The sequence below is a fragment of the Corynebacterium silvaticum genome (assembly GCF_004382825.2).
GTDB lineage: Bacteria > Actinomycetota > Actinomycetes > Mycobacteriales > Mycobacteriaceae > Corynebacterium > Corynebacterium silvaticum.
On the sequence record NZ_SDQO02000001.1, the window covers coordinates 768,929 to 794,487 of the forward strand.

Genomic DNA, 25,559 nt, shown 5'->3' on the forward strand with positions numbered 1-25,559 from the left:
CAGTTTTCATAGCCGTGGGACATATGTTCAGGTAAAAATGACCACATGAGTACCTACGCAGATCCACGTTTCCCCGGTCCTGACCCCTACGCTCCTTTAAAAGATCTTCCATCTTTTCCTCTGAGCTCCACGTCCTTTGGCGAGGGGGAAAAGATCCCGGAGATTCATGTGGCAGAAGCAGGACTATCGCCGCAGTTCTCATGGTCAGATGTCCCTGAAGGTACAAAATCACTGGCTATCACGTGTTTTGACCCTGATGCCCCCACGGCTTCAGGGTTTTGGCACTGGGCTGTTTTTAATATTCCGGTTACTGTTAGCAAGCTTGCTCAGGGTGCGGGAGATGAGACCCTTGGGGGCATCGAAAGCGTGATAACGCTCAAAGGCGATTCTGGTATCCGCGGCTACTATGGCCCTAATCCTCCCGCGGGTCACGGCCCACATCGTTATCTTTTTGCCGTGCACGCGGTAGATGTAGAAACCCTCGATATTCCAGCCGACGCGACACCGACTGTTCTCGGCTTTAACCTGTATTTCCACTCACTTGCTCGCTCGGTGTACTGGGGTTGGTACGAGAATGTCTAAGGCATCAGCAGCTCAGCCCTCACATTCTACAATTCCGGTGGGGATAAGAGTCGGTGGCGCCTTTGTTGCCATTGCATTCGTCTTATTTATCTTTACGTTCGTTCAAGTAGCGACCGTTGGATGGATGCAACCTGTTGCGGTGACTGCCCGATTTCTTTTCATCGTTATCGCAGCAGGAGTCTTTGGTGGATTTGCCACGATTCGGAAAGACCAGGCTGCATCGCGTCTCCAGGTAGGGGCGCTCATCGTGGCGTTGGCACTTGTAGTCGCTGGCCGATTTTTAAGCCCTGAACCGATAGTTGTGTGGCAGCAGTACTGGCTGCCTATTTACGGGACCTTAGCGCTTGTGTTTGGGCTTGTTGCTAGGCAAGCTGCCATAAAGTAAAAGGCTCTCGCCTCTTTCTCCGTTTTTATTCGTACAGTCCATCAATCTGGGGGAGGGAAAACGAAAGATTAGTTTCTTTTTCTATTCCTCCATGGAAAAACACTGCGTCAGTATTAATACTTAGTTATCATTCCACTAATAGGCAGAATAACGTCGTGTTTTACTGCTATGTGCCATTTGCCACGGACAACGCGAAGGGTCAGACTGATGCGAGGGCGAACAATCGCAGGAATCCTCTGCGAAATTGTGAGTGGGATTATGCTTGTTGGTGCGTGGTGGTTCAAGAAAGCTACTGCTCACGACTTCACCGAAAATAACGGCCCTATGGTGTTGTGTATAGGGGCGTTATTTTTTGCGATATCTGGTGCCGTCTTTTTGGCGACGGGGCGTTTTAAAAAACGCCGCCGCCGAGGAGTGATTACTACTGTCGACTATGAATAGCCCAACGGTTGGAAAGTGCTCCGTGTTTTAGTCAAGAGTCCACGGAAGTTCTGAACCAACGGCTTCCGCAATATTGTTTAACCCATGCGCGCGCAATTGGGCGGCTATTCCAAGGTGGATATCCCTGATCCAATCGGGGCCACCGTAGATAAGTCCGGTATAGCCTTGCAGCAAGGTTGCCCCTGCAGCAATTCTTTCCCAAGCTTGTTGGGGCGTTGCTATACCGCCAACGCCGATTAATACTAGGTCTTTTCCGACTCGGGTGTAGAGCTGACGGAGCACTTCCAGTGAGCGCTCTGCCAGAGGTGCACCAGAAATGCCACCTGCACCCATATCTTCAACAGCGCGTGCTGGAGTGACAAGGCCTTCTCTAGTGAGCGTAGTATTTGTTGCTACGATTCCGTCAAGGCCTAGCTCAACAGCAAGATCTACGACGGCATCAATATCGTCGGCATCGAGGTCCGGTGCGATCTTCACTAGCACAGGGGTCGAGGTCGCTTCCTGCACGGCCTTTAAGATGGGACGAAGTGAATCGACGGCCTGCAAATCCCTTAACCCTGGTGTATTAGGAGAGGACACGTTGACCACAAGATAATCTGCGAGATCACCGAGCAAGGCTGCAGACCTGCGGTAATCGTCGACCGCTTTGTCCGCCGGCACCACTTTAGTTTTGCCAATATTAATGCCGATAACATCGTCAGAAGTACGACGGCGTAGATTGCCGGCTACCTGAGCAGCACCAGCGTTGTTAAAACCCATGCGGTTGAGGATGGCTTTGTCTGCGGGAAGCCGGAAAAGTCGTGGCGTAGGGTTTCCTGGCTGCGGGGATGCCGTTACAGTTCCCAACTCTGCATATCCAAATCCTACAGCTGCCCATGCATCGGGAGCATCTCCGTCTTTGTCAAAGCCCGCAGCAAGGCCTAAGGGACGAGGGAACACGGTACCAAAGACTTCCTGCGACAGTATGGGATCGTCAACGGCTACAATTTTGCCCAGAGCGGTGTTGATAGGACCGGCTACCTGTAGAACATTCATTCCCTTGCTGATGATGCCATGGATGCGCTCCGGGGACATCGTGAACATTCCTTTGAGCGCGAGGTTGTACATTTTCGTACGGAGGGGATGCTGGGGGATCGACATGGATCAAATGAGCTTTCTTTTGGTCAAGAGGGGATGAAAACTTAGGGTGCAATAATTTGGAGACCGTCGCCGGTGGCCGAACCCGCAATCACGGTGGCGTCGTCAAGCACCACCATCGAGTGTACGTCCGCAACGGAAGAATAATGGCGCTTAGGATCTGCAGTTCCGCTTGAAATGCTGTACGCAGTTAGCTTGTTATCGGAGGTCGTGCTCACCCACGCCTGCTGATTCTTTTTATCCCAAGCTACCGCCCATGGACTTACGCCCACAGGAGAGGATTGATGAAGCCTAATCACGTCTTCTGCGCCATATACCATCAGCTGACCACTAATGGTGTCGGATGCTAGGAGAATTGATTGTTCGGCGGGAGCAATCTGACCGACTCCGCGCCCAACGCGCAACAAAGCACCACCTTTGTCTTCTGACCAGTGAATGTCTTGGATGACAGTATGTTCGTTGTTAACGCGAGCCACAGCATCGGGCTGACCATCTACAGGTATGGCAACAATCTGATTAGTAATGAATTCTGTCTTGATGCTCTGTGTGGCTTTATTGCTGCGATGTACTTTCAAACTCGCCGTATCTGAGTCTCCCGCGATAATCTCGCCGCTTGTCGTTTTGATAGCGACTGTCGCTGGTTCTTGGGTCACCACATCATGAGTAGCGGGTGTTCTCGCATCTACAACGTGTACGCCATCGGGGCAGGGGAGAATAAACTCCTGGTCAGTTGCAGTAAGTGCACCGCAGGCTTCGTGTACATCAATCTTTTTTTGGGTTCCATTATAAAAATCTTTGATGGCCCCCACGTGAAACACAGTTTTTTCTCTCACCGCAAGGATATTTCCAGCTTTTTGCATCCCTAGGATGGACGCAAACGGCAGGACCTTACCTGATGGTGAGGAGGAAGCCGGCGATTTTTGTGCCGTTGCGTTTCCTTGCACTCCGGACTCCTGTGGATTAGGCCCGTTTTCTTTAGTACAAGCAGCAAGGCTTAAAGACAATGCGAGCAGCCCCGCGATCGCAGTTTTTTGGACTCCCGACTTACTCTGTGCGTTTCTCACACAGAATGACCCTACCAGTATGTCGCTCCTGATAACTCCATATGACCCCACATCTTTATCCCCGTTTTCCGGTTGCCTGAGAAAAGCGCATCTACAACCCGGTGTGGTGACGCGATTAGAGGGTTACGTCATCAAAAGCCTTGGAGATTGTGCGGGGGATGGTCACGTCCGCGCTCGTAATGAGTTCTTGGCAGTGATGCGTCGTGCGAGGAGTCGCAATCATAGCGCTAATGCCCGGTTGGCTAAGGACCCAGGAGGCCGCTGTGATAGCTGTGGAGATGCCTAGTCCCTCAGCTGCAGTTTTTAATGCTTCAACTACTGCATGACTTTCAGGGATTAAGCCATGCACGTCCGCATAGGCCTCGGGAGAAGCTGCCCGTGAGGTCCCTGGAATACTCCTGCGATACTGACCACTGAGTACTCCCTGAGCTAAAGGCGCACCAGCTATAACTCCGACACCCAAATATTGCGCAGCAGGCAGGAGATCGGTCTCGATGGAACGCTGCAATAAGTTATAAGGAGCCTGCGCAGAAATGATGTCCCGGTGGCGCGTTACCGCAAGCTGCCAGCCGCTATAGCCGCGCACACCCGCATAGCGCACTTTACCCACTTGGATCATATGGGCAAGAGTGTCGGCGACTTCATCTGGTGGCGTGTGAGGGTCCCAATAACCCACGTTCCATAGGTCTATGTAGTCAGTGTTTAAGCGCTGCAAAGTGGTGTCCAATTGATGCAGTAGATTGCGCCTCGAACAATCTACTCGTTGCCCAAAAGGTGCTGCGGGATTTACTCCGCTGCTTACAGACACAACAAACTCATGACGATCGGGAACGAGCTGACGCGCAATGATGTCAACAGCATTGGGGGAGACGTCGATAAGCGTTCCGCCTGCATCGCGGAAAACCCTAAGTATCTCTGAGGCCTCAGATTCAGGAGTGCTGCGTCCCCATGTTGTTGTACCGAGCCCTAAAGTAGACACTCTTAATCCGCTTGAACCGACTGTTGCTTCTCTCACCATGTCCACAGTAGAGTACGGTGATTCTTTGTGACTAAATCGATCATCCTTGCCGACAGCGTGTCGACTGTTTCTGCGGCCTCCGCAGACCAAATATCTTGGGCGCAAACCATTGTTTTATCGATTGTGCAGGGACTTACCGAGTTCTTGCCGATCAGCTCTTCTGGCCATCTGAGAATTATCTCCCAACTTTTTTGGAGGGAGGACGCTGGGGCAAGCTTTACTGCGGTAGTCCAACTCGGAACAGAACTTGCAGTGCTGGTGTACTTTGCCAAAGACATTGCAAAGATTGTCACTGGCTGGTTCCGAGGCTTGTTTAATAAGGATGCACGCGGTTTTGACTATCGCATGGGGTGGATGGTGGTCGTGGGAACTCTTCCCGTGGTCATCGTTGGTGTCTTGGCTAAAGATCTCATCCGTGATGCATTCCGTAATCTGTGGATCACAGCAACCGTGCTCATTCTCTTTTCTTTCGTCTTCATTGCTGCTGAGAAATTCGGATCGAAGAAACGCAATTTTGAAGAATTAACAATGAAAGACGCCATAATCATGGGCCTTGCGCAGTGTCTTGCCCTGATCCCGGGAGTCTCACGCTCCGGCGGAACGGTCTCTGCTGGTCTCTTTGTAGGACTTGACCGCGAAGTTGCTACGCGCTTTAGCTTCTTGCTGGCAATTCCTGCAGTATTGGGTTCCGGGCTGTTTTCGCTTCCCGACGCCTTTGCCCCGGATGCCGGCCAAGCCGCATCGGGAATGCAACTACTGGTGGGAACGGGCATTGCTTTTGTGCTCGGGTATGCGTCCATCGCGTGGCTGCTTAAGTTCGTGGGCAACCACTCATTTAGCTGGTTCGCGGTGTACCGCATCCCCGTTGGATTGCTGGTCATGGGACTGCTTGCGACTGGAGTCCTTGCTGCTTAAACAGCATTGAAAGATCACGTGCCTGCTAACAACAGGCACGTTTTCTGCTTTAAGGAACGTCCTGGACTGCATTGAGTTCGGTCAAGAGCAGTGATAGCGGTTATTCTGGTTGCCATGAAATCATGGCCCACACCAAAAATCCCAGCTGTACCGGGAGAAAAAGTAGCGCTTTCCCTATACGACACAGCTGACCGAGTGATTAAGCCGGTGGACTGCAGTAATGGGGAAGTTGGTGTGTATGTGTGTGGCATTACCCCTTATGACTCCACGCACCTAGGACATGCAGCGACATACCTCGCTTTTGATCTCATTAATCGGCAGCTTATCGACGCCGGCCACACCGTCCATTTTGTGCAAAACATTACGGATGTGGACGATCCGCTTTTCGAGCGTGCGGAACGCGACGGTGTGAGCTGGCAAGAACTGGGTACTGACCAGATAAACCTTTTCCGCTCCGACATGGAAGCCCTATCCGTGGTTCCTCCCCGCGACTACGTGGGAGCGATGGAATCCATCGATGAAGTCATCGAGATGGTTCAGACTCTTTTGAACAACGGTTCCGCTTACATCGTTGAAGTCGACCAATACCGTGATATCTATGCCTCGATCTCTGCAACGAACCATTTTGGGTATGAATCTAATTATTCGCGCGCCCTCATGGAGGAATTCTTTGCAGAAAGGGGCGGTGATCCTGAGCGCCCGGGGAAGAAAGATCCCCTTGATGCATTAATCTGGCGATCTGCACGTGACGGTGAGCCTTCCTGGGAGGCTCCTTTTGGAGCAGGGCGTCCTGGTTGGCATATAGAGTGTTCCGCGATCGCTACCAATAGGCTTGGACATCATTTTGCGATCCAGGGCGGAGGCTCCGACCTGATCTTTCCGCATCATGAATTTTCTGCCGCACATGCGGAAGCAACCCATCACGTGCACAGGATGGCCAATCACTACGTGCATACCGGAATGATCGCCTTGGACGGCACGAAGATGAGCAAGTCTTTAGGCAATCTAGTCTTTGTCTCTCAGCTCACAGCCGATGGGCATCATCCTTCTGCCATCCGACTCGGCCTGTACTCCGGCCACTATCGGGCTCCGCGCGAATGGTCAGAGAAGATTCTTTCTGACGCAGAAAAGCGCCGAGAACTATGGATTAATGCCGCACATGCAGCAACAGATCTGGAAGCAGCTCAGGATCTTGTGCATAACATGAGGATCCGCCTATCCCAAGACCTTGATACTCCGAAGGTGCTTGAGGCCGTAGATGCATGGGCACACTCAGTAAGCGCAGTAGAGAAGAGCGAATCTTCTCATGAGCGAACCGCAGCCGGCGATCTAGTGGCATGCGCCTTAGACGCTCTTTTAGGTGTAAAGATCTAGCTCTCGCACTGACGTTGACGTTTTAACACGCGAGAATGAATACGTACTGGCTCAAGATGATGAGGAAGAATGACATCTCGATTTCAATGCGAGGATACTATTGCTGAATTTATTTCAGATCTCCGCGCTTTTGCCACCGGCAGCTACCTTCAAAAAGACGAATTGGAGTGGTGGGAGCCACCTTTTGAGGTAAGCGCGGTAGCGAAGATTGATGCGCTTCTTCAAGATTTTGCCCAATCACTTATTCCGATGGCTCAGCGTAGTAGCGACCGTTCTGAGGATCAGACTAGCTCTCTCGCACACTTAGACTTTGTAGCGAGAGTCGGTGTGTTGTTTAGCGCTATTGACGCAATCAATCACTCGTACGGATATGCAGTCATAGAAGCAGAAGAATATGCTGACCTTCAGCGGATCATTGAAAAAGCCGCAGAAGAAATAGGGTTAAGCTCCGAAGAAATAGCAGATTTACCCGCCTATGAAGAAGCTATCGCATTAGAAGATGAAAATTAGCTGATTGGGCAGGAGCTTCTGGAGTCTCTTTGTGAATATAAAGTATCGTCTCGCTGTAAAATGTTGACTCAGTTCACACAATACGTACTAAGCTGTCTACTCAATGACTACAGCAACTATAACCTTCCGAACAGAATTTCTTGACGCAATGAAAGACCGCGTCCTCATTGGCGATGGAGCCATGGGAACGCAGCTACAAGCATTTGACCTCGATGTGGATAAAGACTTCCTTGGATTGGAAGGCTGCAACGAGATTCTTAACGTTACGCGTCCAGACGTCGTAGCTCAGATCCATCGTTCATATTTTGAAGCTGGTGCTGACCTCGTTGAGACGAGTACCTTTGGCTGCAACCTTCCCAATCTTGCCGATTACGGGATTGCGGAGAGGTGTCGTGAGCTTGCGTATGAGGGCGTTCGAATAGCTCGCAGTGTTGCTGACGAACTCGGCCCCGGCCGCGATGCTCTTCGTCGTTTTGTCCTTGGCTCTATGGGGCCCGGCACCAAACTTCCTTCCCTTGGGCATGTGCCTTTTGAAGAACTGCGCGAGTACTATGCCGAAGCCGCTACAGGGATGATTGAAGGTGGCGCCGACGCCATTCTCGTTGAAACTGCTCAGGATCTACTTCAGGTTAAAGCTGCTATTCATGGCTGTCAGCAGGCATTTGAGAAAATGGGGATCAAGATCCCTATTGTGTGCCATGTAACAGTAGAGACCACAGGGACCATGCTCTTAGGTTCCGAGATCGGGGCAGCGCTCACTGCTCTTGAACCACTGGGGATAGACATGATCGGACTCAACTGCGCAACTGGACCCGACGAGATGAGTGAGCATCTTCGCTTCCTTTCGCACAATGCAGGCATCCCGGTCTCCGTGATGCCTAACGCAGGTCTGCCCGTGCTCGGAAAAAACGGTGCCGAATATCCACTTTCTGCCCACGAGTTAGCAACCGCACTCAAAGGTTTTGTCAACGATTACGGGCTCAGCATGGTTGGAGGGTGTTGCGGTACTACTCCGTCCCATATCTCAGCGGTTCGGGACGCTATCGTTGGAACGGCTGATACCCCTGCCGCTCAGCAAGCACAGCGAAATCCAGCAGTGGGGGATGCCGTATCTTCTCTATATACCAGCGTGAATCTTACTCAAGATACTGGCATCACGATGATCGGCGAACGCACCAACGCGAATGCTTCTAAAGCATTCCGTGAAGCGATGCTGGCAGCGGATTGGGAGACCTGCGTTGATATTGCCAAGCAGCAGACGCGCGATGGTGCGCACATGCTCGACCTATGCGTGGACTATGTAGGCCGCGATGGGCGCCAAGACATGGCCCAGCTAGCGTCGTTGCTCTCCACGAGTTCGACACTGCCGATCATGATTGATTCAACAGAGCCTGGTGTCATTCAAGTCGGTCTTGAGCACTTGGGCGGTCGCTGTGCTGTGAACTCGGTTAACTTTGAAGACGGTGATGGTCCCGACTCTAGGTACCAGCGGATTATGCGCTTGGTTAAGCAACACGGGGCTGCGGTAGTAGCGCTGACTATCGACGAGGACGGGCAGGCGCGTACAGCTGCTCAAAAGGTTGCTATCGCGGAGCGTCTTATTACGGACATTACTCAAACATGGGGTCTTGAAGAAGACGACATCATCGTCGATTGCCTGACGTTTCCCATCTCTACGGGACAAGAAGAAATGCGTCGGGATGGTATTGAAACTATCGAGGCGATTCGAGAGCTAAAGAAGCGCTATCCACGTATTCACACGACAGTGGGGCTCTCTAATATCTCGTTTGGTTTGAACCCTGCGGCTCGCCAAGTCCTTAATTCAGTCTTCCTCAACGAATGCATCGGCGCTGGTCTCGATTCGGCTATTGCGCACAGCTCCAAGATTCTGCCGATGAACAAGATAGATGAGGAGCAGCGTCGTGTAGCTTTGGACATGGTGTATGACAGGCGCACCGCGGATTACGATCCTCTGCAGACTTTTATGCAGCTCTTCGAGGGCGTATCCGCCAGCAGCGCAAAAGACGCTCGCGCTGAGGCCTTAGCCGCAATGCCTCTCTTTGAACGTATCGCACAAAGAGTCATCGATGGCGAGAAAACAGGTATTGAGACCGACCTCGATCAGGCAATGGCAGAAAAAGAGCCGCTGCAGATCATCAATGAAGACCTGCTTGAGGGAATGAAAACTGTGGGAGAGCTTTTCGGTTCTGGGCAGATGCAGCTTCCCTTTGTGCTTCAATCCGCAGAGACGATGAAGCACGCCGTTGCGTATCTTGAGCAGTTTATGGAGGCCGAAGACGACACGGGTGGGAATGGAACGATTGTCATCGCCACGGTGAAAGGAGATGTTCATGACATAGGCAAAAACCTCGTCGACATCATTCTTTCCAACAATGGCTTTAACGTGGTCAATATTGGCATTAAGCAGCCTATTTCTAATATTCTTGACGCTGCCAAGGAGCATAATGCCGACGCTATTGGTATGTCGGGTTTGCTGGTCAAATCTACCGTGATCATGAAAGAAAATCTGCAGGAAATGAACGCTGCAGAGGCTTCCCATTTTCCCGTTATCTTGGGTGGTGCTGCGCTGACCCGTGCATACGTGGAAGATGATCTCACTGAGGTATACGACGGCAACGTTTATTACGCCAAAGATGCGTTTGAATCGCTTCGCCTTATGCAGGAATTTATGGCACGCATCAGGGGAGAAGGACTCGATCCCAATTCGCCTGACGCGATCAAGGCTGCGCAGAAGAAAGCTGAGCGTAAGGCACGTAAAGAACGTTCCAAGAAAATAGCTGCTGAGCGCAAGGCTAAGGCCGAACCGGTAGTGGTTCCTGCCAGGTCCCAGGTATCGGAAACTTCGCCTCTTGCCACTCCGCCTTTCTGGGGAATACGCATTGTCAAAGGCCTGAACTTGTCAGAGTACCTGCCGCTACTCGATGAACGCGCCCTGTTCATGGGACGATGGGGGCTTAAAGCTACTCGTGGTGCAGCAGGGCCGTCCTATGAAGAACTGGTGGAGACTGAGGGGCGACCACGGTTGCGCTACTGGATTGACCGGCTTAAGGCTGAAAAAATCTTGGATCATGCAGCTGTGATCTACGGTTATTTTCCTGCAGTTTCTGAGGGAGATGACGTCATATTGTTGGAGTCACCCGACCCCAGCGCTGCCGAAATCGCTCGTTTTACGTTCCCACGACAACAGCGCAGTAAATTCCTGTGTATCGCCGACTTCATCCAGTCACGGGCGCGCTCCCTTGAGCAAGGAACCGTCGATGTTTTCCCACTTCAGCTCGTGACTATGGGACAGCCCATCGCAGACTTTGCCAATGAGCTTTTCGCGGCAGATAACTATCGCGACTATTTAGAAGTGCATGGAGTCGGTGTGCAGCTCACCGAAGCCATGGCAGAGTATTGGCATGCTCGCGTGCGGAGCGAGTTAACGTTGAGCGACGGCTCCTCCGCAGGAGACAAAGATGCACAAAATCTTCAGCGCTTTTTTGACCTAGATTATCTGGGGGCTCGGTATTCCTTTGGCTACGGCTCTTGTCCGAACCTGGAAGATCGAAAAACCTTGGTTGAGCTGCTTGATGCGCAACGCATTGGCGTTGAACTCTCCGAGGAACTCCAGCTCCATCCAGAGCAATCAACAGATGCATTTGTGCTTTATCACCCGGAGGCGAAGTACTTTAACGTTTAGCTGATAAAGCGTCTACGGGGAGGGCGCGCGTACTAAGAGCACATAGCTTATCGACGCAACCAGCGCCCTGCCAGCTAGACTAGTGCGCATGCTCGAAGCAATTTTGTGGGATATGGACGGAACCTTAGTCAATTCCGAAGGCATCTGGGCGGAAGCCACGTTTGCTATGAGCGAAGAGATGGGTAAGCGACTCACCACCGATCAACAGTGGCAGACCGTAGGCGCAAGTTTTGATTTCACGCTACAGCTGTGTGCGCACAATGCCGGTCTCACCCTTGATCCAAGCAGTAGGAAATTCTGGGAGAATCGGCTCTTCTCCCAGGTGTCAGCTTTATTTGCAACTGAATTAACGTCAAACCCAGGCTCTCACATCTGCTCAGCTCTGCAGGTCACGCTGGGCTTCCTATGGCTATTGCTACCAATACCGTGCGTCGAGTTGCGCAACACTCTATTCGTTCCATCGGCGAATCTTATTTTGACGCCACAGTATGCGGGGATGAAGTAGCTAATCCCAAACCAGCACCTGACATCTATTGTGAGGCGGCGCGACGATTAAAAGCTCAACCACACAACTGTATTGCTTTTGAGGATTCCTACAACGGTATGCTCTCCGCGCTTGCAACAGGATGCGTAGTCATCGGTGTGCCAGAACAAGACGATATGCGCATCCCTCAAGGGGTGACACTTATGACCGACATCCACGGTTCTACCGATTTTACTGACGTCACGCTAAACACTATTGAGGGATGGTTTAACAAGCTTTCCGCGTAATTAACGGAAAGTATGTCACAATTGCTGCGTGAAAAACTTCGATTCTTTGTATGCAGAGCTCCTTGATCGTGCCCGCACCCGCCCAGAAAACTCTGGGACTGTTCACGCCCTCGATTCGGGAGTGCATACCCTTGGCAAAAAAGTCATTGAGGAAGCCGGAGAAGTATGGCTCGCCGCAGAATATCAGTCCGATGACGAGCTGGCAGAAGAGATTTCGCAGCTGCTGTACTGGGCCCAAGTGATCATGATTAAACGGGGTTTGACTCCCGAAGACGTTTATAAGTTTCTGTGAGATTGGGAGCCAAACATGCTTAAAATAGCTATTCCCAACAAGGGATCGCTTTCTGAAGCCGCCGTAGAGATACTTAAAGAGGCTGGCTACGCGGGGCGAGGGGAGTCAAAAACTCTCAATGTGTATGACAAAAATAATGACGTTGAATTCTTTTTCCTCCGTCCAAAAGACATTGCAATCTACGTAGCCGGAGGGCAACTCGATTTAGGAATTACTGGCCGTGACCTTGCGTTAGATTCTCGCGCAGAGGTATCAGAAGTCATGCAGCTTGGCTTTGGTTATTCCACGTTTAGGTACGCGGCTCCTGCTGGAGAAGCATGGGAACCAAGCGACTTAGCAGGGAAGAGGATCGCAACGTCCTATCCCAATCTCGTTCGTGATGATCTTGCGCACCGAGGCATCGATGCTTCAGTCATACGACTCGACGGAGCCGTTGAGATCTCCATCAAACTGGGCGTAGCCGATGTGATCGCTGATGTGGTTTCTACAGGTCGTACGCTGCGTAAGCAGGGTCTTGCGACTTTTGGCCAGCCGTTGTGTGAATCCGAGGCTGTGGTTGTGGGCCGAAAAGGCAACGCAATGGATGAAGAGCAGCGGATATTCCTGCGAAGGATAGAAGGAATTCTCCACGCGCAAAACTATCTCATGCTCGATTACAATATCGATCGCGACCGGCTGGAAGAAGCGAAGAAAACTACGCCGGGAATTTCAGGGCCCACCGTTTCGCCTCTTGCTCGTGATAATTGGGTGGCAGTGCGTGCGATGGTGCCTCGTATTCAGGCTAACCAGATCATGGATCAACTAGCCTCGCTGGGTGCCCAGGCTATCCTGGCATCAGAAATTCGGATCGCGCGTATTTAATACGTAACGGTTTCAGGGGCTTTCTTATCTGAAGATTGAGAAGAAAGCCCCTATCTTTTTCTTTCCAAAGTCTGACCCCAAAAGAGTGCCCTGCCCTAAGAAAAGCGGCCTGCTCCATATTCATAAACATCCCCACATCAAACAAATATCTGCATAAAATCCAGACGTCTGACATTGTGATCAATCTTTCATGCGCAGAAAATATTTCTTACTGGATTAAGTTTGACCTTGGCTTTAAGTCGGAGAGGTTTCCCTCTACTTATATTGTTTATGCATGTGGAAGGCGGTTATCTAACAACCTACAGGTTGCTCCTCACTGAGGGGGTAGGGCACGATGATAAAGTGATTGTAAATGATGGCGTCAGATGACAGTGATCGCGATCATTGACAACCCGTTTTTTGTTCTACGGTTTAAACCGCCCGCATCTGCTTACAGCAGACGTCCTTATTAAAGGCCAGGAGTAAAAGTGGTTTTTGTCCACATCATCATTGTTCTCGCCGCGATCGTTCTCGGCGCGCGCCTCGGTTCTATTGCGATTGGATTCGCAGGTGGCCTTGGCGTTCTTCTCCTAGGAGCAACAGGTGTACCTGTTACTCGTGAAGACATCCCCTTCGACGTCATCGGCATCATCATGGCCGTCATTGCAGCCATTTCCGCAATGCAACGCGCCGGCGGCATGGATTACCTCGTGCATCTTGCAGAGAGAATGCTTCGGAAAAACCCCAAGCATATCACATACGTGGCTCCAGTAGTCACCTACTTTATGACCCTCTTTGCTGGTACTGGTCATACCGCCTTTTCGACGCTCCCTGTTATCGTCGAGGTCTCCAAAGAATCTGGTGTACGTCCCTCACGTCCACTATCGATAGCCGTGCCGGCCTCCCAGATGGCCATTACTGCCTCCCCAATTTCCGCCGCCGTAGTCTTCTTGGCCACTGCGCTTGAGCCGCTTGGCGTGGGGTATCTCTCCCTGCTCGCTGTGGTTATTCCTTCAACATTCTTGGCGATCTTCCCAACCGCTTGGCTCTGTAATCGACTGGGGAAGAACCTAGAAGATGACCCGGTGTATCAGCAGCGTCTGGCCGAAGGTCTTGTCGCCGCACCAGGGCAGAAAGAAAAATACATTCCGACTAAGGCTGCCAAACTTTCTGTATGGATCTTCCTTGTCGCCATTGTCGCTGTGATGGTGTACGCGACCCTCATTTCCGATCAGGTCGGATTGATCACCGATCCTTCGCTTCCTCGCAATGAGGCAATCATGGCCATGATGCTCACTGCAGCAACCATCACCGTCATCCTTTGCAAGATTCCAGCAGGAGACATCCTCAACACGCAGGTATTCCGTTCCGGCATGTCCGCATGTGTATGCGTGCTTGGTGTGGCGTGGCTGGGTACCACTCTTATCAACCATTACATCGATGACATCAAGGGATTCTCCGGCGATATCCTTGAAAGCTCTCCATGGATGCTCGCGGTAGTCCTCTTTGCGGCGGCAGCTCTCCTCTATTCCCAGGCAGCTACGGCAAAGGCCCTCATCCCAGCAGCGCTGGCTATCGGAGTATCACCGCTGACGGCTGTGGCATCCTTTGCGGCCGTCTCTGCACTGTTTGTTCTTCCCACGTACCCCACGCTCCTCGCAGCCGTGGAAATGGACGACACCGGATCAACGCGAATCGGCAAGGCCGTATTCAACCATCCATTCTTGATTCCAGGAACCGTGGGCATCGCTATTGCAGTAGCCTTGGGCTTCCTCTTTGGCAGCGTCATCCTCTAGTCCCCGTCATTTCTGCTTAGTCGCTTAATGGCGGGCGTCGGAAAGCTATAAAGAAAATCCCTTAAGGCCAGTGTTTAACAGAGCACTGACCTTAAGGGATTTTTATAATCTGATCGCCCTATAGAGGGGCACAGCTCCTTAAATGGGGGTACATAATAGGGGGTAGTTTTAGGGGGTTGATAAGCGATGAGCAATGCCACATTGATTTCCATTAGGTTGTCTGTTTGAACAATACCGTTCTGACATGGATAAACACCTTTAATATCTACCTAATAGCAGGTAGGGGGTATATTTTAGCCTGTTTCAAGCAGAAAAATAACGGATTGGTGACGTACTCTTGGGGAGTCAGAAATAAGCCCTGAACCTAAGAGAGGTATCAATGGCAGAGAGCAAGAACAGCCGCATCGAGGTTGACCTACTCGGTGAAATGGAGGTCCCCAATGACCTCTATTACGGCGTGCACACGCTACGCGCGATCGACAATTATCAGATCTCCGGAAAAACTATCAATGAGATTCCTGAGTTCATCCGAGGAATGGTCCAGGTGAAGAAAGCCACCGCGTTGGCTAATCACCGCGTGCGCGCACTTCAAGGCGTGAAGAAGGATGCCATTGTATGGGCCTGCGATCAGATTCTTGATGAAGGCCGCTGCATGGACCAGTTCCCAATCGACGTCTTCCAAGGCGGCGCTGGTACGTCAGTAAACATGAACACCAACGAGGTTGTGGCTAACCTTGCGCTAGAACACTTGGGGCATGAAAAGGGCGAGTACAGCGTCATCAACCCTAACGATGACGTCAACATGTCACAGTCCACAAACGATGCTTATCCGACGGGCTTCCGTCTCGGCGTTTACTACTGCATGCAAACGCTCATCCATAAGCTGGACGAGCTCCGCGCAGCTTTTGACGCCAAAGGCGAGGAATTCTCCGGCATCCTCAAGATTGGGCGTACGCAGCTGCAGGACGCCGTTCCAATGACCTTGGGCGCTGAGTTCCATGCCTTTGCTAATAACCTCGCAGAAGAGCAAGCAGCACTCAAGACCGCATCTGAATCCATGCTTGGCGTTAACCTAGGTGCTACCGCTATCGGTACCGCACTCAATACCCCTGAGGGATTCACCGAGGCTGCAGCTAAGGCGCTAGCAGAAGTAACTGGTCTGGAAATTGTCTCTGCACTCGACCTCATCGAGGCAACGAGCGACACCGGCGATTACGTCCTGGTTCACTCCGCAGTCAAGCGTGCTGCTATGAAGATTTCTAAGATCTGTAACGATCTTCGCCTGCTATCTTCGGGCCCGCGCGCAGGTATCCATGAGATTAACCTTCCTGAGCGCGCTGCCGGCTCATCCATCATGCCGGCCAAGGTCAACCCAGTTATCCCCGAGGTTGTCAACCAGGTTTGCTTCAAGGTATTTGGCAACGACGTCACAGTCCTCATGGGCGCAGAAGCCGGCCAGCTGCAGCTTAACGTCATGGAGCCAGTCATTGCTTCGGCCATGTTCGAGTCGATCCAGCTCCTAGGAAATGCAGCAGACACCCTTCGCGAGAAGTGCATCGATGGAATTACTGCTAACCCCGAGGTTTGCCAGGGCTACGTAGATAACTCTATTGGCATCATTACGTACCTGAACACGATCATTGGGCACCATAATGGCGACATTATCGGTAAAGAAGCCGCAACCTCTGGCCGCTCAGTTCGCGAGCTCGTTCTTGAGCACAATTTGATGAGCGCGGAGGAACTGGACAAAGTTCTTTCCCCAGAAAACCTGATGAATCCAAAGTTTACTGGTAAGCTTTACGACGACTAGTAGCCCCCGACTAAGCGTTTAACAATCGCTTAGCCCAGACCCCGCCCCGCGTACCGTGGAGCGGGGCCTTTCGGTTACTCTTGAGCTACGTCACCGACCCCCGAAACAGGAGCGTTTACGACCATGCCCTCAGACGTCCAGATCGCCCAGGCTCACACTCTGGAGCCTATCGTCGATATTGCAACGCGTGCTGGAATCAGCAAAGAAGCTCTCATTCCTTATGGCAAAACAAAAGCCAAAGTTGATATCACTGCAGAAGAACTCCAACCAGACGGCAAGCTCGTTCTAGTGACTGGTATGTCCCCAACCCCTGCAGGAGAAGGCAAATCCACCGTCTTGATCGGCCTCTCCGATGCCATGCGGTTGCGCGGGCACAATGCCATTGTTGCCATCCGGGAGCCTTCCCTCGGCCCGGTTATGGGGATCAAAGGTGGCGCTGCTGGTGGTGGATATTCTCAGATCGTGCCCATGGAGGATATTAACCTTCATTTTACGGGTGATTTTCATGCTATTACGTCCGCAAATAATACCCTTGCAGCGATGATCGATAATCATATTCAGCAGGGTAATGAGCTAGGCATCGACGCACGACGCATTACATGGCAGCGCTGCCTAGACGTGAATGATCGCTCGCTGCGCAACGTTGTCACCGGTCTTGGTGGGAAGCCTCATGGCACTCCTGCCCAGACCGGTTTTACGATTACGGCCGCAAGCGAAATCATGGCGATTCTATGCTTGTCCACCGATCTATCGGACTTGGAAAACCGGATCTCTCGTATCGTTGTTGGGCAGAGCTTTGATGGTAAACCGATCACGCTAAAGGACCTGAATGCACAAGGTGCAATGACGGCTTTGCTGCGCGATGCGATTAACCCCAACCTTGTTCAGACTCTTGGTGGTACCCCTGCTTTTTGCCACGGCGGTCCTTTTGCCAACATTGCTCACGGCTGTAACTCTCTTATCGCAACCAAGACTGCTTTGCATTACGGCGATGTAGTTCTTACGGAGGCCGGTTTTGGATCCGATCTCGGCGCCGAAAAGTTCTTTGATATCAAGATGCGGGCAGGGGAGCTCTCTGCTTCAGCAGTAGTCATCGTTGCTACCATCCGATCTTTAAAATATAACGGTGGCGTTGCCAAAGACCAGCTCACCTCAGAGAATCTTGACGCTCTCAAGCAGGGAATAGTCAACCTTGAGCGGCACGTAGAAAACATTAGAAACTTTGGCGTGGAACCTGTCGTAGCACTCAACATGTTTACCTCTGATACCGCCGCAGAACAGAAGTATATGGAAGATTGGGCGGCTGGATTCGGGGTGCGATTGGTTCCAGTTCAGGTCTGGGCTAAGGGAGGGGAGGGCGCTCTTGAGCTAGCTGATGCAGTCGCCGACATGCTGGGTCAATCTTCTGCGCCACTTTACGACCCAAGCCAAGGCCTGGAGGCTTCTCTAGAGACTATCGCCACCAAAGTCTATGGAGCTAAAGAGGTCATGTTGAGCAAAGAGGCACAGCGAGACCTTGACTACCTCAAGGACAACGGCTGGGATACGCTTCCTGTGTGCGTATCAAAAACCCAGTATTCCTTTAGCGATGATCCAGCGGAGCTAGGTCGTCCGGAAGGCCATATACTGCATGTGAGAAGCTTGTTGCCTCGGATTGGTGCGGGGTTCATCCTGGCGCTCACTGGCGACGTTATGACGATGCCAGGCCTGCCCAAGCGTCCAGCAGCCGAGAAAATCACCGTAGAAAACGGAAACATCCACGGCCTGTTCTAACCGCGATGCGAAGCCACGGCCTTGTATGCTTCACCGAAAGCAACCAAACGCCGTGGCTAATCGGAGTCGTTTTCAGCCGTTTGGGCTAAGTCCCAGTCTTCTTGCCTACGCACCCACAGCTCCGGTGATTCATGGAAAAGGTGGCCAAGGCCAAAGGCAATCACATCGTTTACTGGAATGTGTCCAGCAATAAAACGATTCGCCATAGTCTCTGTAATGTGCAGTGACTTTGCTAGGTCATAGTGCGAGAGCTTCCGGGGCCTAAGGTAATCCGCATCAAGGATCTCACCTGGGTGCCGAGGCGTTGTATCTCGTTTGCTCAACACTATTAGCTGACCTTTCACGACTATGTCTGGTAAATAAAGGCTGCTTTTTCTTTTTCCTGAGCTTCTCAATCATGCAGAAGATGGATACAGTCCACTCACTATTGATCAAAGAACTTAAGGCCCAAAGAAGATGCGGAAACAGCAGTCTTATTTAGCTTAGGTCGAACTTTGGCATGTCCACTAGCTTGGTTAGGCTGACATATCAACCTTTTGGCTGACATGCACGGACTTACGCTTAAGGGGAAGGGCATCCTGGGTATTCAGGCGGTGTACCACCAAAAGCTGGACAGAGTGACTGATGGGAACACCAGCCGCACAGCTTTGACGTCTTGGGGCGGAAAACTCCTGTGGCTGCGTCGCCAAGTATTTTTTGCCATAGGTCGCCAAGCTCCCGCTCAAAGTACTCCAGCTCTTCTTTTGAAGGCGTAAGAAACATTGAATCGGTGACTTTGAGGTACATCAAACGGAGCTGGTCGGGGATTTTTCCGTAAAGCCGCCAATACACCAAAGCGTAGAACCGCATTTGAAAGACAGCCTGTTGGCTAAAACGCGGTATCGGTTTTTACCGGTCTTATAATCGACCACCCGGACTTCGCCAGTAGGGGCGATGTCCACGCGGTCTATAAAACCACGTACGGGAACACCGTTAGGCAATTCAGCAGATATATACATCTCACATTCGTGGGCGTCAAAGCCCTGCGGGTTCTCCATCTCAAAGTAGCCGCGAAGAAGCGTACGACATTCTAAAAGGAAGTCATGAGTCTTCTGCTCTGAAACAAGCTCTTTAAGTTCGTCGTCTTCATCGCACATTTTTGCCCACTGTGGCTTTAAGCGTTTTACGGCAGCAGGGTAGAGCCGCTGTTCGCGCGGCCATGCATGCATCTCTTCCAACACCGCGTGGACCAGAGTCCCTTTAACCTGCGCAACAGTCTTTGGCTCGAGCAACTTATCAATAGCTCGAAAACGGTAGAGCAACGGACATTGTTGATAGTCGTTGGCGCGCGACGGGGATAACGCTAGGCCTTGTGGGCGTTGAGGCTGTGCCTCACTGACACTCGTATCGTTTGCTTCCGGCGCGGTGCCTAGAAAGGGTGTCTCAGAAACTGCGTTGTTAGGATTAGTCACAGAACCAGCAATTTTTTGAACGTGAAAAGTACTACTTGCTCCACCACGATAAGCGGAAAACCACATCGAACCAAAAGTAGCGAGGCTTCACCTGCCACGCTGCAAGACAATCAGTATCGCTAAGGTAAAAGCCATGACCAATCAGGAGATAAAGATGGATTCCGGCAGTAACAGCAGCACCACTGACCACCAGGCAGTTGAGACTTTCGCCTGGGATTTTGTCAGTTACATCGCCAATTCTCCGAGTTCTTTCCATGCTGCACAACAAGGCGCTTTAATCCTTAAGGAAGCAGGCTTTGAGCCCATAGAAGAAACTCAAGAGTGGGACGCCTCACCTGGCGGGCACTATCTTATTCGTGGTGGAGCACTCATGGCATGGTTCGTTCCGGAAGGGGCTTCTGAAAAATCCGGTTTCCGGATTATCGGTGCACATACCGACTCGCCTGGTTTTAAGCTCAAATTATCTCCTAACCTTCACTCAGCGGGTTGGCAACAGGCAGCTGTGGAAGTCTATGGCGGGCCGATTCTATCTTCATGGCTTGACCGTGAGCTGGTCCTTGCAGGAAAGCTAGGGCTTATCGACGGCACCACAAAGCTCGTAAGCACCCCACCAGTTTTAAGAATCCCCAGCCTGGCGATTCACCTAGACCGAGACGCTAATAAAGCTCTCACACTTGATAAACAGCGCCATATGCAACCAGTCTTTTCGTGCGGGCACCCGGACCTCAGCATTCTGGACGTACTGGCTCACGCCGCCGACGTAAAAGCAGAGGACATTATTTCCCACGACCTCATCACCGCAGATGCCCAGCCAGGCGAAATCTTTGGAGCGACGAATGATTTTTTGGCTAGCGGAAGGCTCGACAATCTTTCCAGTCTTTACCCTGGACTTTGCGCTTTGGTTGAGGCCTCGCAAGATGTAGTGGTTGGCAAAAAGGGAAGCCCAGACATCCTCGTACTTGCGGCCTTTGATCATGAAGAAGTCGGCAGTGCGACTGTCACTGGAGCCGCAGGTCCGATACTGGAAGACGTGATTTATCGCACCGCAACGGCTCTGGGGGCAAATAATGAGGGCATCCGCCGAATGATTGCTGCATCAACGTGTGTGTCTGCCGATGCTGCGCACTCTATACATCCCAATTATCCGGAGCGTCACGACCCTACTAATTTCCCCGTCCTGGGTTCGGGACCGGCCTTAAAAATTAATGCGAACCAGAGGTATGCCTCTAATACGGAAACGGAAGCCTTATGGATTCAGGCTTGCCAGCGCTCGGGTGTTCCGTCGCAAGTGTTTGTAGGCAATAACGCTGTTCCCTGTGGCTCCACCATAGGACCGATTACGGCGACTCGTCTCGGTATCCCAACCGTAGACGTGGGAGTTCCGCTACTTTCCATGCATTCTGCTCGTGAGCTAGCTAGTATCTCCGATATCCATATGCTAACGCAGGCATTACATAGCTATCTGGTAGGTTAATCGCTCATGGCAAACTCCGGACCCTTCCAACCTGGTGATCGCGTCCAGCTCACCGACCCCAAGCGCAGGCATGCAACAATCGTTCTTAATGCAGGCGACAAGTACTTCACGCATAAAGGCGCTATCAACCACGATGACATCATCGGGGCGCAAGAGGGAAGTATCGTCAAGTCGGAGCAAGGATACGAGTATCTTTGCTTCCGGCATCTCATGGTGGATCACGTGCTGTCTATGCCCCGTGGTGCTGCCGTCATCTATCCCAAAGACTCAGCGCAAATCCTGGTCGAAGGCGATATTTTCCCGGGCGCGAGAGTGCTGGAAGCAGGTGCGGGATCCGGAGCGTTATCTATGGCGCTTCTCCGCGCGGTAGGGGAAAAGGGCACGGTTTTCTCCTATGAGATCCGTGAAGATCACCTGGAGTATGCAGAAAACAACGTCGATGAGTTCTTTGGAAGCCGCCCTGCAACATGGCAACCTCGGCTAGGAGATTTTAGCGACATCACTGCAGATGAGCTCGGCGGCCCCGTCGACCGAATTATTCTGGATATGCTTGCACCCTGGGAGTGCCTAGAAACAGCCTCAAAACTTCTTATCCCTGGTGGGGTGTTCATGACCTATGTGGCAACGGTGCCACAACTAATGAAGGTCATGGAAGGTATCCGGGAGCAAAAGTGTTTTACAGAGCCTCGCGCCTGGGAATCTCTTGTTCGTGACTGGCGCGTTGAGGGACTAGCCACCCGCCCTGAACACCGCATGAACGCGCACACTGCTTTCCTCGTGTGGACACGCAGGCTTGCCGACGGCGTGACCCCGCCGCGTCCCCAGCGACGTGCCCGAAAATAATTTTTGGGCCAGGCTAAGCTAATCGCTTGATACGGGCTGCACCTCGTGGGCTAATCATCATGAGTGATGTGTTCAGGGAGGTGCAGCTTTTATGCGTGATCGTTTCAGCTGGTAGGAGCACACCGCGTGCTTTGTAGCAACCACTAAAATCAACCCCGCCTCCTCCTAAGGCTTGTTGGTTAGTAAGGTAAGCATCATGCATTCAGCTCAAGGGAACGCTCGCGCAGAGGAATTAAACGATCAGCTGCACAACACTGAGGAACTCAAGGCAGCGCTCCGTCGACAGAAAAAGACAGCGGATGATTTAAGCGCTCGGAATGCCAAATTAGCCGAGTTACTCAAAGCCTCTCGTAATAAGCTCATGGTGTTGAATGAGCAGATTGAGGACTTGGCTACGCCGCCATCCACGTATGGCACGTTCTTGGAGTTTTCTTCAGACAAGAAGACAGCAGAGGTTTTTACAGCGTCGCGTAAGATGCGCCTGCAGATTTCTCCGCTTGTTAATAAGTCCTTGCTGGTGCCAGGCGTGCAAGTTCGCCTGGGGGAGGCCAGCCACGTTGTAGAGGTTTGTGACTTCGATTCCACCGGTTCCCTGGCGACCCTTGTGGAGATGATAGGGACAAACCGCGCGCTGGTCGCGGACTACAACGGCGAAGAGCACATCGTGCGGCTAGCAGCCCCTTTACTAGAAACCTTTTGCAGGCAACCACGTGCAGGGGACACGCTTCTGGCCGACCCCCGGGCTGGTTATGCCTATGAGGTGATCCCCAAGACGGAGGTCAGCAAACTAGCACTCGAAGAAGTCCCAGACGTCACGTACGCCGATATCGGCGGCCTCGATGATCAAATCGAGCAAATTCACGATGCCGTAGAGTTGCCTTTTGCACACCCAGAGCTCTACCGGGCCTACGATCTTCATCCGCCCAAAGGCGTGTTGCTTTATGGTCCTCCCGGCTGCGGAAAAACGTTAATTGCCAAGGCCGTCGCGCACTCATTAGCGCAGCGCATAGGGGAGGGAAATCAAAGCTATTTTATTAACGTCAAAGGCCCAGAGCTCTTAAACAAATACGTGGGTGAAACCGAACGCCGGATTCGGCTCATCTTCGAACGTGCTCGCGAGTTGGCAGAAGAAGGACGCCCCGTCATCATTTTCTTTGATGAGATAGAATCTATCTTTAGGACTCGTGGCTCAGGGGTGAGCTCAGACATGGAGACAACCGTTGTTCCTCAGCTGCTCACAGAGCTCGACGGTGTGGAAAGCTTAAGCAATGTCATCGTTATTGGTGCCACTAACCGTGAAGAACTCATTGACCCCGCCATCTTGCGCCCTGGTCGATTAGACGTGAAGATCCGAGTTCAAAGACCCGGCAAAAAAGCAGCTCAGGATATATTCTTTAGGCATCTCACAAAAGATATTCCGGTTACAGAACCAGTCGCTGACCTCATCCACACCACAGTGAACTATCTTTTTGCAGATAAACCTTATGTGGAACTAACGCTTATCGACGGCACCACGGAAATCCTGCATTACCGTGATTTCGTCTCTGGGGCCATGATCGCCAATATCGTCGACCGTGCGAAAAAATACGCGATCAAAGAGCATATCGCCGGGCACGGACGAGGAATCGCTGCCGCGCATCTACTTGCTGCAGTAGATGCAGAGAACCGAGAAAGCGAAGATCTACCCAACACCGCCAATCCAGATGAGTGGAGTCGGATCACCGGTAGGCAGGGCATCCGGGTATCCCACGCTAGAGTTTTAGGAGGACACCGGTGAGCTTCATCGGAACTGAAACCGAATATGGCATCGCAACCCCCTCGGATACCACGTTAAGTCCCATAGTGACGTCCACGCATGCGGTTGTCTCTTTCAGCATGAAAGAGCGCTGTGCTAGCGGCGCACGCTGGAATTTTGCAGCCGAGCATCCGCTAAGAGACTCCCGCGGTTTTGACCTGAAAAGGTACCATAGCGTCCCGATTATAGATCCCAACGCTATCGGCGTAGCCAATGCCGTGCTAACCAACGGTGGACGATTCTATGTGGACCATGCGCACCCCGAGTACTCATCTCCCGAGACTACAAACGCATACGATGCCATGCTTTACGACATCGCCGGCGACGTGATACTCAACCGCGCAGCCGAACTCGTTGCAGAACAAACCGCGGTGGGGGAATCCATACTGGATCATCATGATCCTTGCCCACCCCTTAAAATTTATAAAAATAACGTCGATGGAAAAGGCGCAAGCTACGGCAGCCATGAAAACTACTTGTACCATCGCGACACTAATTTTGATCTACTAGCGCAATCGCTTATTCCGTTTTTCGTAGCACGGCAAGTCGTTGTCGGGGCAGGGCGCGTGGGACTTGGGCAGCTGGGAGAAAAAGCTGGCTTCCAGATCTCGCAACGTGCAGATTATATCGAGCAAGAGATTTCCCTTGAGACAACACTCAACCGAGGAATCATCAATACTCGCGATGAACCCCACGCCGCTGCACAAAGCTACGGTAGGCTCCACGTGATCATCGGGGACGCCAATATGTCCCACACCTCGATTTTCCTCAAGCTAGGGATGACAGCGCTGGTCATTGATGCGATAGAAAAAGGGGTTGACTTCAGTGACCTGAAGCTCAGTAACGCTGTGGCTGAGGTAAGCGCAATGTCGCGCGACCTAGAGCTATCGCATCGCCTGACGCTGTCAGATGGCCGAAAACTCACTGCCCTTGAGCTACTCGAACAGTATCGCGAAAGGCTCAGCGCCACTACTGACGTCGAAAAGCACGTCATCAGTGCGTGGGACGAGGCCGTAGAGGCACTGAGCAAAGGACCAGAGCATGCTGCGCATCTACTCGATTGGTGCGCCAAACTTGCGCTAATACGGTCCTACGAAGCCCGTGGAGTTTCCATCGCAGACGCCAAGATAAAGCTCATCGACCTGCAATATTCTGATATCGACCCTGCCAAGAGTCTCTTTCATGCCCTGGTACGCAAAGGACGAATGCGTACCCTCGTCACCTCGGAAGAGATCGCTCATGCAGCTTGGAAGAGTCCTTTAGACTCTCGTGCCTTTTTCCGGGGCCAAGTGATTGAATCGTTGCCAGGAAAAATAGTGGCCGCTAACTGGGAAAGCATCATCATCGCCGATGAAACCTCCCACGTGAAAATCGCTCTCCCGCAGCTTGATACTCTCTGTTTTTCTTCTTCCCAAGACGCTTTCGCGGAGTTCAACGGCAATGTTGACAGCTTCATCCAACGGATCAGTCGCCTTGCTCCAGTAGAAAGATTGCTGCCGCAATCAGAATAAACCGCATCTCTCTTATACACGCGTAAGATCACGTTACGTTAGCCTAAGTTGTAATAAACGCAGTCCATCAATAC

At 51.9% G+C, this 25,559-nt stretch carries 20 protein-coding genes and 2 pseudogenes; 17 read left to right on the forward strand and 5 right to left on the reverse strand.

Annotated features, from left to right (window positions below; all coding sequences use genetic code 11):
• Positions 1 to 45: 45 nt before the first annotated feature.
• The 3 genes from ET810_RS03560 (at position 46) to ET810_RS03570 (ending at position 1,408) form a co-directional block, all read left to right on the forward strand.
• Positions 46 to 582, forward strand: a complete 537-nt coding sequence (locus ET810_RS03560) for a YbhB/YbcL family Raf kinase inhibitor-like protein (RefSeq protein ID WP_087453985.1) — start codon at positions 46 to 48, stop codon at positions 580 to 582.
• A complete protein-coding gene (locus ET810_RS03565; protein WP_087453984.1) occupies positions 575 to 967 on the forward strand; it encodes a hypothetical protein in 393 nt (130 codons plus the stop codon). The genes ET810_RS03560 and ET810_RS03565 overlap by 8 nt, the downstream gene beginning before the upstream one ends.
• Positions 968 to 1,174: 207 nt before the next feature.
• Positions 1,175 to 1,408, forward strand: coding sequence for a hypothetical protein (locus tag ET810_RS03570; RefSeq protein ID WP_087453983.1), 234 nt, complete (start codon positions 1,175 to 1,177; stop codon positions 1,406 to 1,408).
• Positions 1,409 to 1,435: 27 nt separating this feature from the next.
• Here ET810_RS03570 and ET810_RS03575 read toward each other — a convergent pair whose 3' ends face one another.
• From ET810_RS03575 to ET810_RS03585, 3 genes are all read right to left on the reverse strand, one after another.
• Positions 1,436 to 2,548: a quinone-dependent dihydroorotate dehydrogenase gene (locus ET810_RS03575; RefSeq protein ID WP_134315905.1), complete on the reverse strand. Its 1,113-nt coding sequence runs from the start codon at positions 2,546 to 2,548 to the stop codon at positions 1,436 to 1,438.
• A gap of 41 nt (positions 2,549 to 2,589) precedes the next feature.
• Positions 2,590 to 3,609: a hypothetical protein gene (locus tag ET810_RS03580; protein WP_087453981.1), complete on the reverse strand. Its 1,020-nt coding sequence runs from the start codon at positions 3,607 to 3,609 to the stop codon at positions 2,590 to 2,592.
• A gap of 115 nt (positions 3,610 to 3,724) precedes the next feature.
• On the reverse strand, positions 3,725 to 4,627 hold the full coding sequence (locus tag ET810_RS03585; RefSeq protein ID WP_087453980.1) for an aldo/keto reductase: 903 nt from the start codon (positions 4,625 to 4,627) through the stop codon (positions 3,725 to 3,727).
• Positions 4,628 to 4,654: 27 nt separating this feature from the next.
• On the opposite strand from ET810_RS03585, the gene ET810_RS03590 reads away from it, so the two are divergent.
• From ET810_RS03590 to ET810_RS03635, 10 genes and pseudogenes are all read left to right on the forward strand, one after another.
• Positions 4,655 to 5,542, forward strand: a complete 888-nt coding sequence (locus ET810_RS03590; protein WP_087453979.1) for an undecaprenyl-diphosphate phosphatase — start codon at positions 4,655 to 4,657, stop codon at positions 5,540 to 5,542.
• Between the two features lie 114 nt (positions 5,543 to 5,656).
• Complete coding sequence (gene mshC, locus ET810_RS03595) at positions 5,657 to 6,916, forward strand: cysteine--1-D-myo-inosityl 2-amino-2-deoxy-alpha-D-glucopyranoside ligase (RefSeq protein WP_134315904.1); 1,260 nt, start codon at positions 5,657 to 5,659, stop codon at positions 6,914 to 6,916.
• A 69-nt stretch (positions 6,917 to 6,985) separates the two neighbouring features.
• Positions 6,986 to 7,426 (forward strand): hypothetical protein, encoded by a 441-nt coding sequence (locus ET810_RS03600; protein ID WP_087453978.1) that lies wholly within the window; start codon positions 6,986 to 6,988, stop codon positions 7,424 to 7,426.
• Positions 7,427 to 7,529: 103 nt separating this feature from the next.
• Positions 7,530 to 11,129, forward strand: coding sequence for a methionine synthase (gene metH / locus ET810_RS03605; RefSeq protein ID WP_134317659.1), 3,600 nt, complete (start codon positions 7,530 to 7,532; stop codon positions 11,127 to 11,129).
• An 88-nt stretch (positions 11,130 to 11,217) separates the two neighbouring features.
• A pseudogene (locus ET810_RS03610) lies at positions 11,218 to 11,900 on the forward strand (HAD family hydrolase).
• Positions 11,901 to 11,928: 28 nt separating this feature from the next.
• Positions 11,929 to 12,192 carry a phosphoribosyl-ATP diphosphatase gene (locus ET810_RS03615; protein WP_013241905.1) on the forward strand — a complete coding sequence of 88 codons (264 nt, stop codon included), beginning with the start codon at positions 11,929 to 11,931 and terminating at the stop codon, positions 12,190 to 12,192.
• 15 nt (positions 12,193 to 12,207) lie between these two features.
• Positions 12,208 to 13,053 (forward strand): ATP phosphoribosyltransferase, encoded by an 846-nt coding sequence (hisG, locus tag ET810_RS03620; protein ID WP_087453976.1) that lies wholly within the window; start codon positions 12,208 to 12,210, stop codon positions 13,051 to 13,053.
• A 467-nt stretch (positions 13,054 to 13,520) separates the two neighbouring features.
• Complete coding sequence (locus ET810_RS03625; RefSeq protein WP_087453975.1) at positions 13,521 to 14,828, forward strand: anaerobic C4-dicarboxylate transporter; 1,308 nt, start codon at positions 13,521 to 13,523, stop codon at positions 14,826 to 14,828.
• 379 nt (positions 14,829 to 15,207) lie between these two features.
• Entirely contained in the window at positions 15,208 to 16,638 is a 1,431-nt protein-coding gene (aspA, locus tag ET810_RS03630) for an aspartate ammonia-lyase (protein WP_087453974.1), read from the forward strand.
• Between the two features lie 123 nt (positions 16,639 to 16,761).
• Positions 16,762 to 18,411 (forward strand): formate--tetrahydrofolate ligase, encoded by a 1,650-nt coding sequence (locus ET810_RS03635; RefSeq protein WP_134315902.1) that lies wholly within the window; start codon positions 16,762 to 16,764, stop codon positions 18,409 to 18,411.
• A 56-nt stretch (positions 18,412 to 18,467) separates the two neighbouring features.
• Here the strand turns inward: ET810_RS03635 and ET810_RS03640 are convergent, their stop codons facing one another.
• Positions 18,468 to 18,737, reverse strand: coding sequence for a HigA family addiction module antitoxin (locus ET810_RS03640; RefSeq protein WP_171483214.1), 270 nt, complete (start codon positions 18,735 to 18,737; stop codon positions 18,468 to 18,470).
• A 235-nt stretch (positions 18,738 to 18,972) separates the two neighbouring features.
• Positions 18,973 to 19,862 (reverse strand): annotated as a pseudogene (locus ET810_RS03645) (RecB family exonuclease).
• A gap of 154 nt (positions 19,863 to 20,016) precedes the next feature.
• Here ET810_RS03645 and ET810_RS03650 point away from each other — a divergent pair.
• From ET810_RS03650 to dop, 4 genes are all read left to right on the forward strand, one after another.
• Complete coding sequence (locus ET810_RS03650; protein WP_166741006.1) at positions 20,017 to 21,336, forward strand: M18 family aminopeptidase; 1,320 nt, start codon at positions 20,017 to 20,019, stop codon at positions 21,334 to 21,336.
• Positions 21,337 to 21,342: 6 nt separating this feature from the next.
• The gene (locus ET810_RS03655) at positions 21,343 to 22,179 is read left to right on the forward strand and encodes a tRNA (adenine-N1)-methyltransferase (protein ID WP_087453970.1); all 837 of its coding nucleotides are present in this window, start codon (positions 21,343 to 21,345) and stop codon (positions 22,177 to 22,179) included.
• Between the two features lie 196 nt (positions 22,180 to 22,375).
• Positions 22,376 to 23,956, forward strand: a complete 1,581-nt coding sequence (arc, locus tag ET810_RS03660; RefSeq protein WP_134315901.1) for a proteasome ATPase — start codon at positions 22,376 to 22,378, stop codon at positions 23,954 to 23,956.
• Complete coding sequence (dop, locus tag ET810_RS03665; RefSeq protein WP_087453968.1) at positions 23,953 to 25,485, forward strand: depupylase/deamidase Dop; 1,533 nt, start codon at positions 23,953 to 23,955, stop codon at positions 25,483 to 25,485. Before arc ends, dop begins: the two co-directional genes overlap by 4 nt.
• The last annotated feature ends 74 nt before the right edge of the window (positions 25,486 to 25,559 follow it).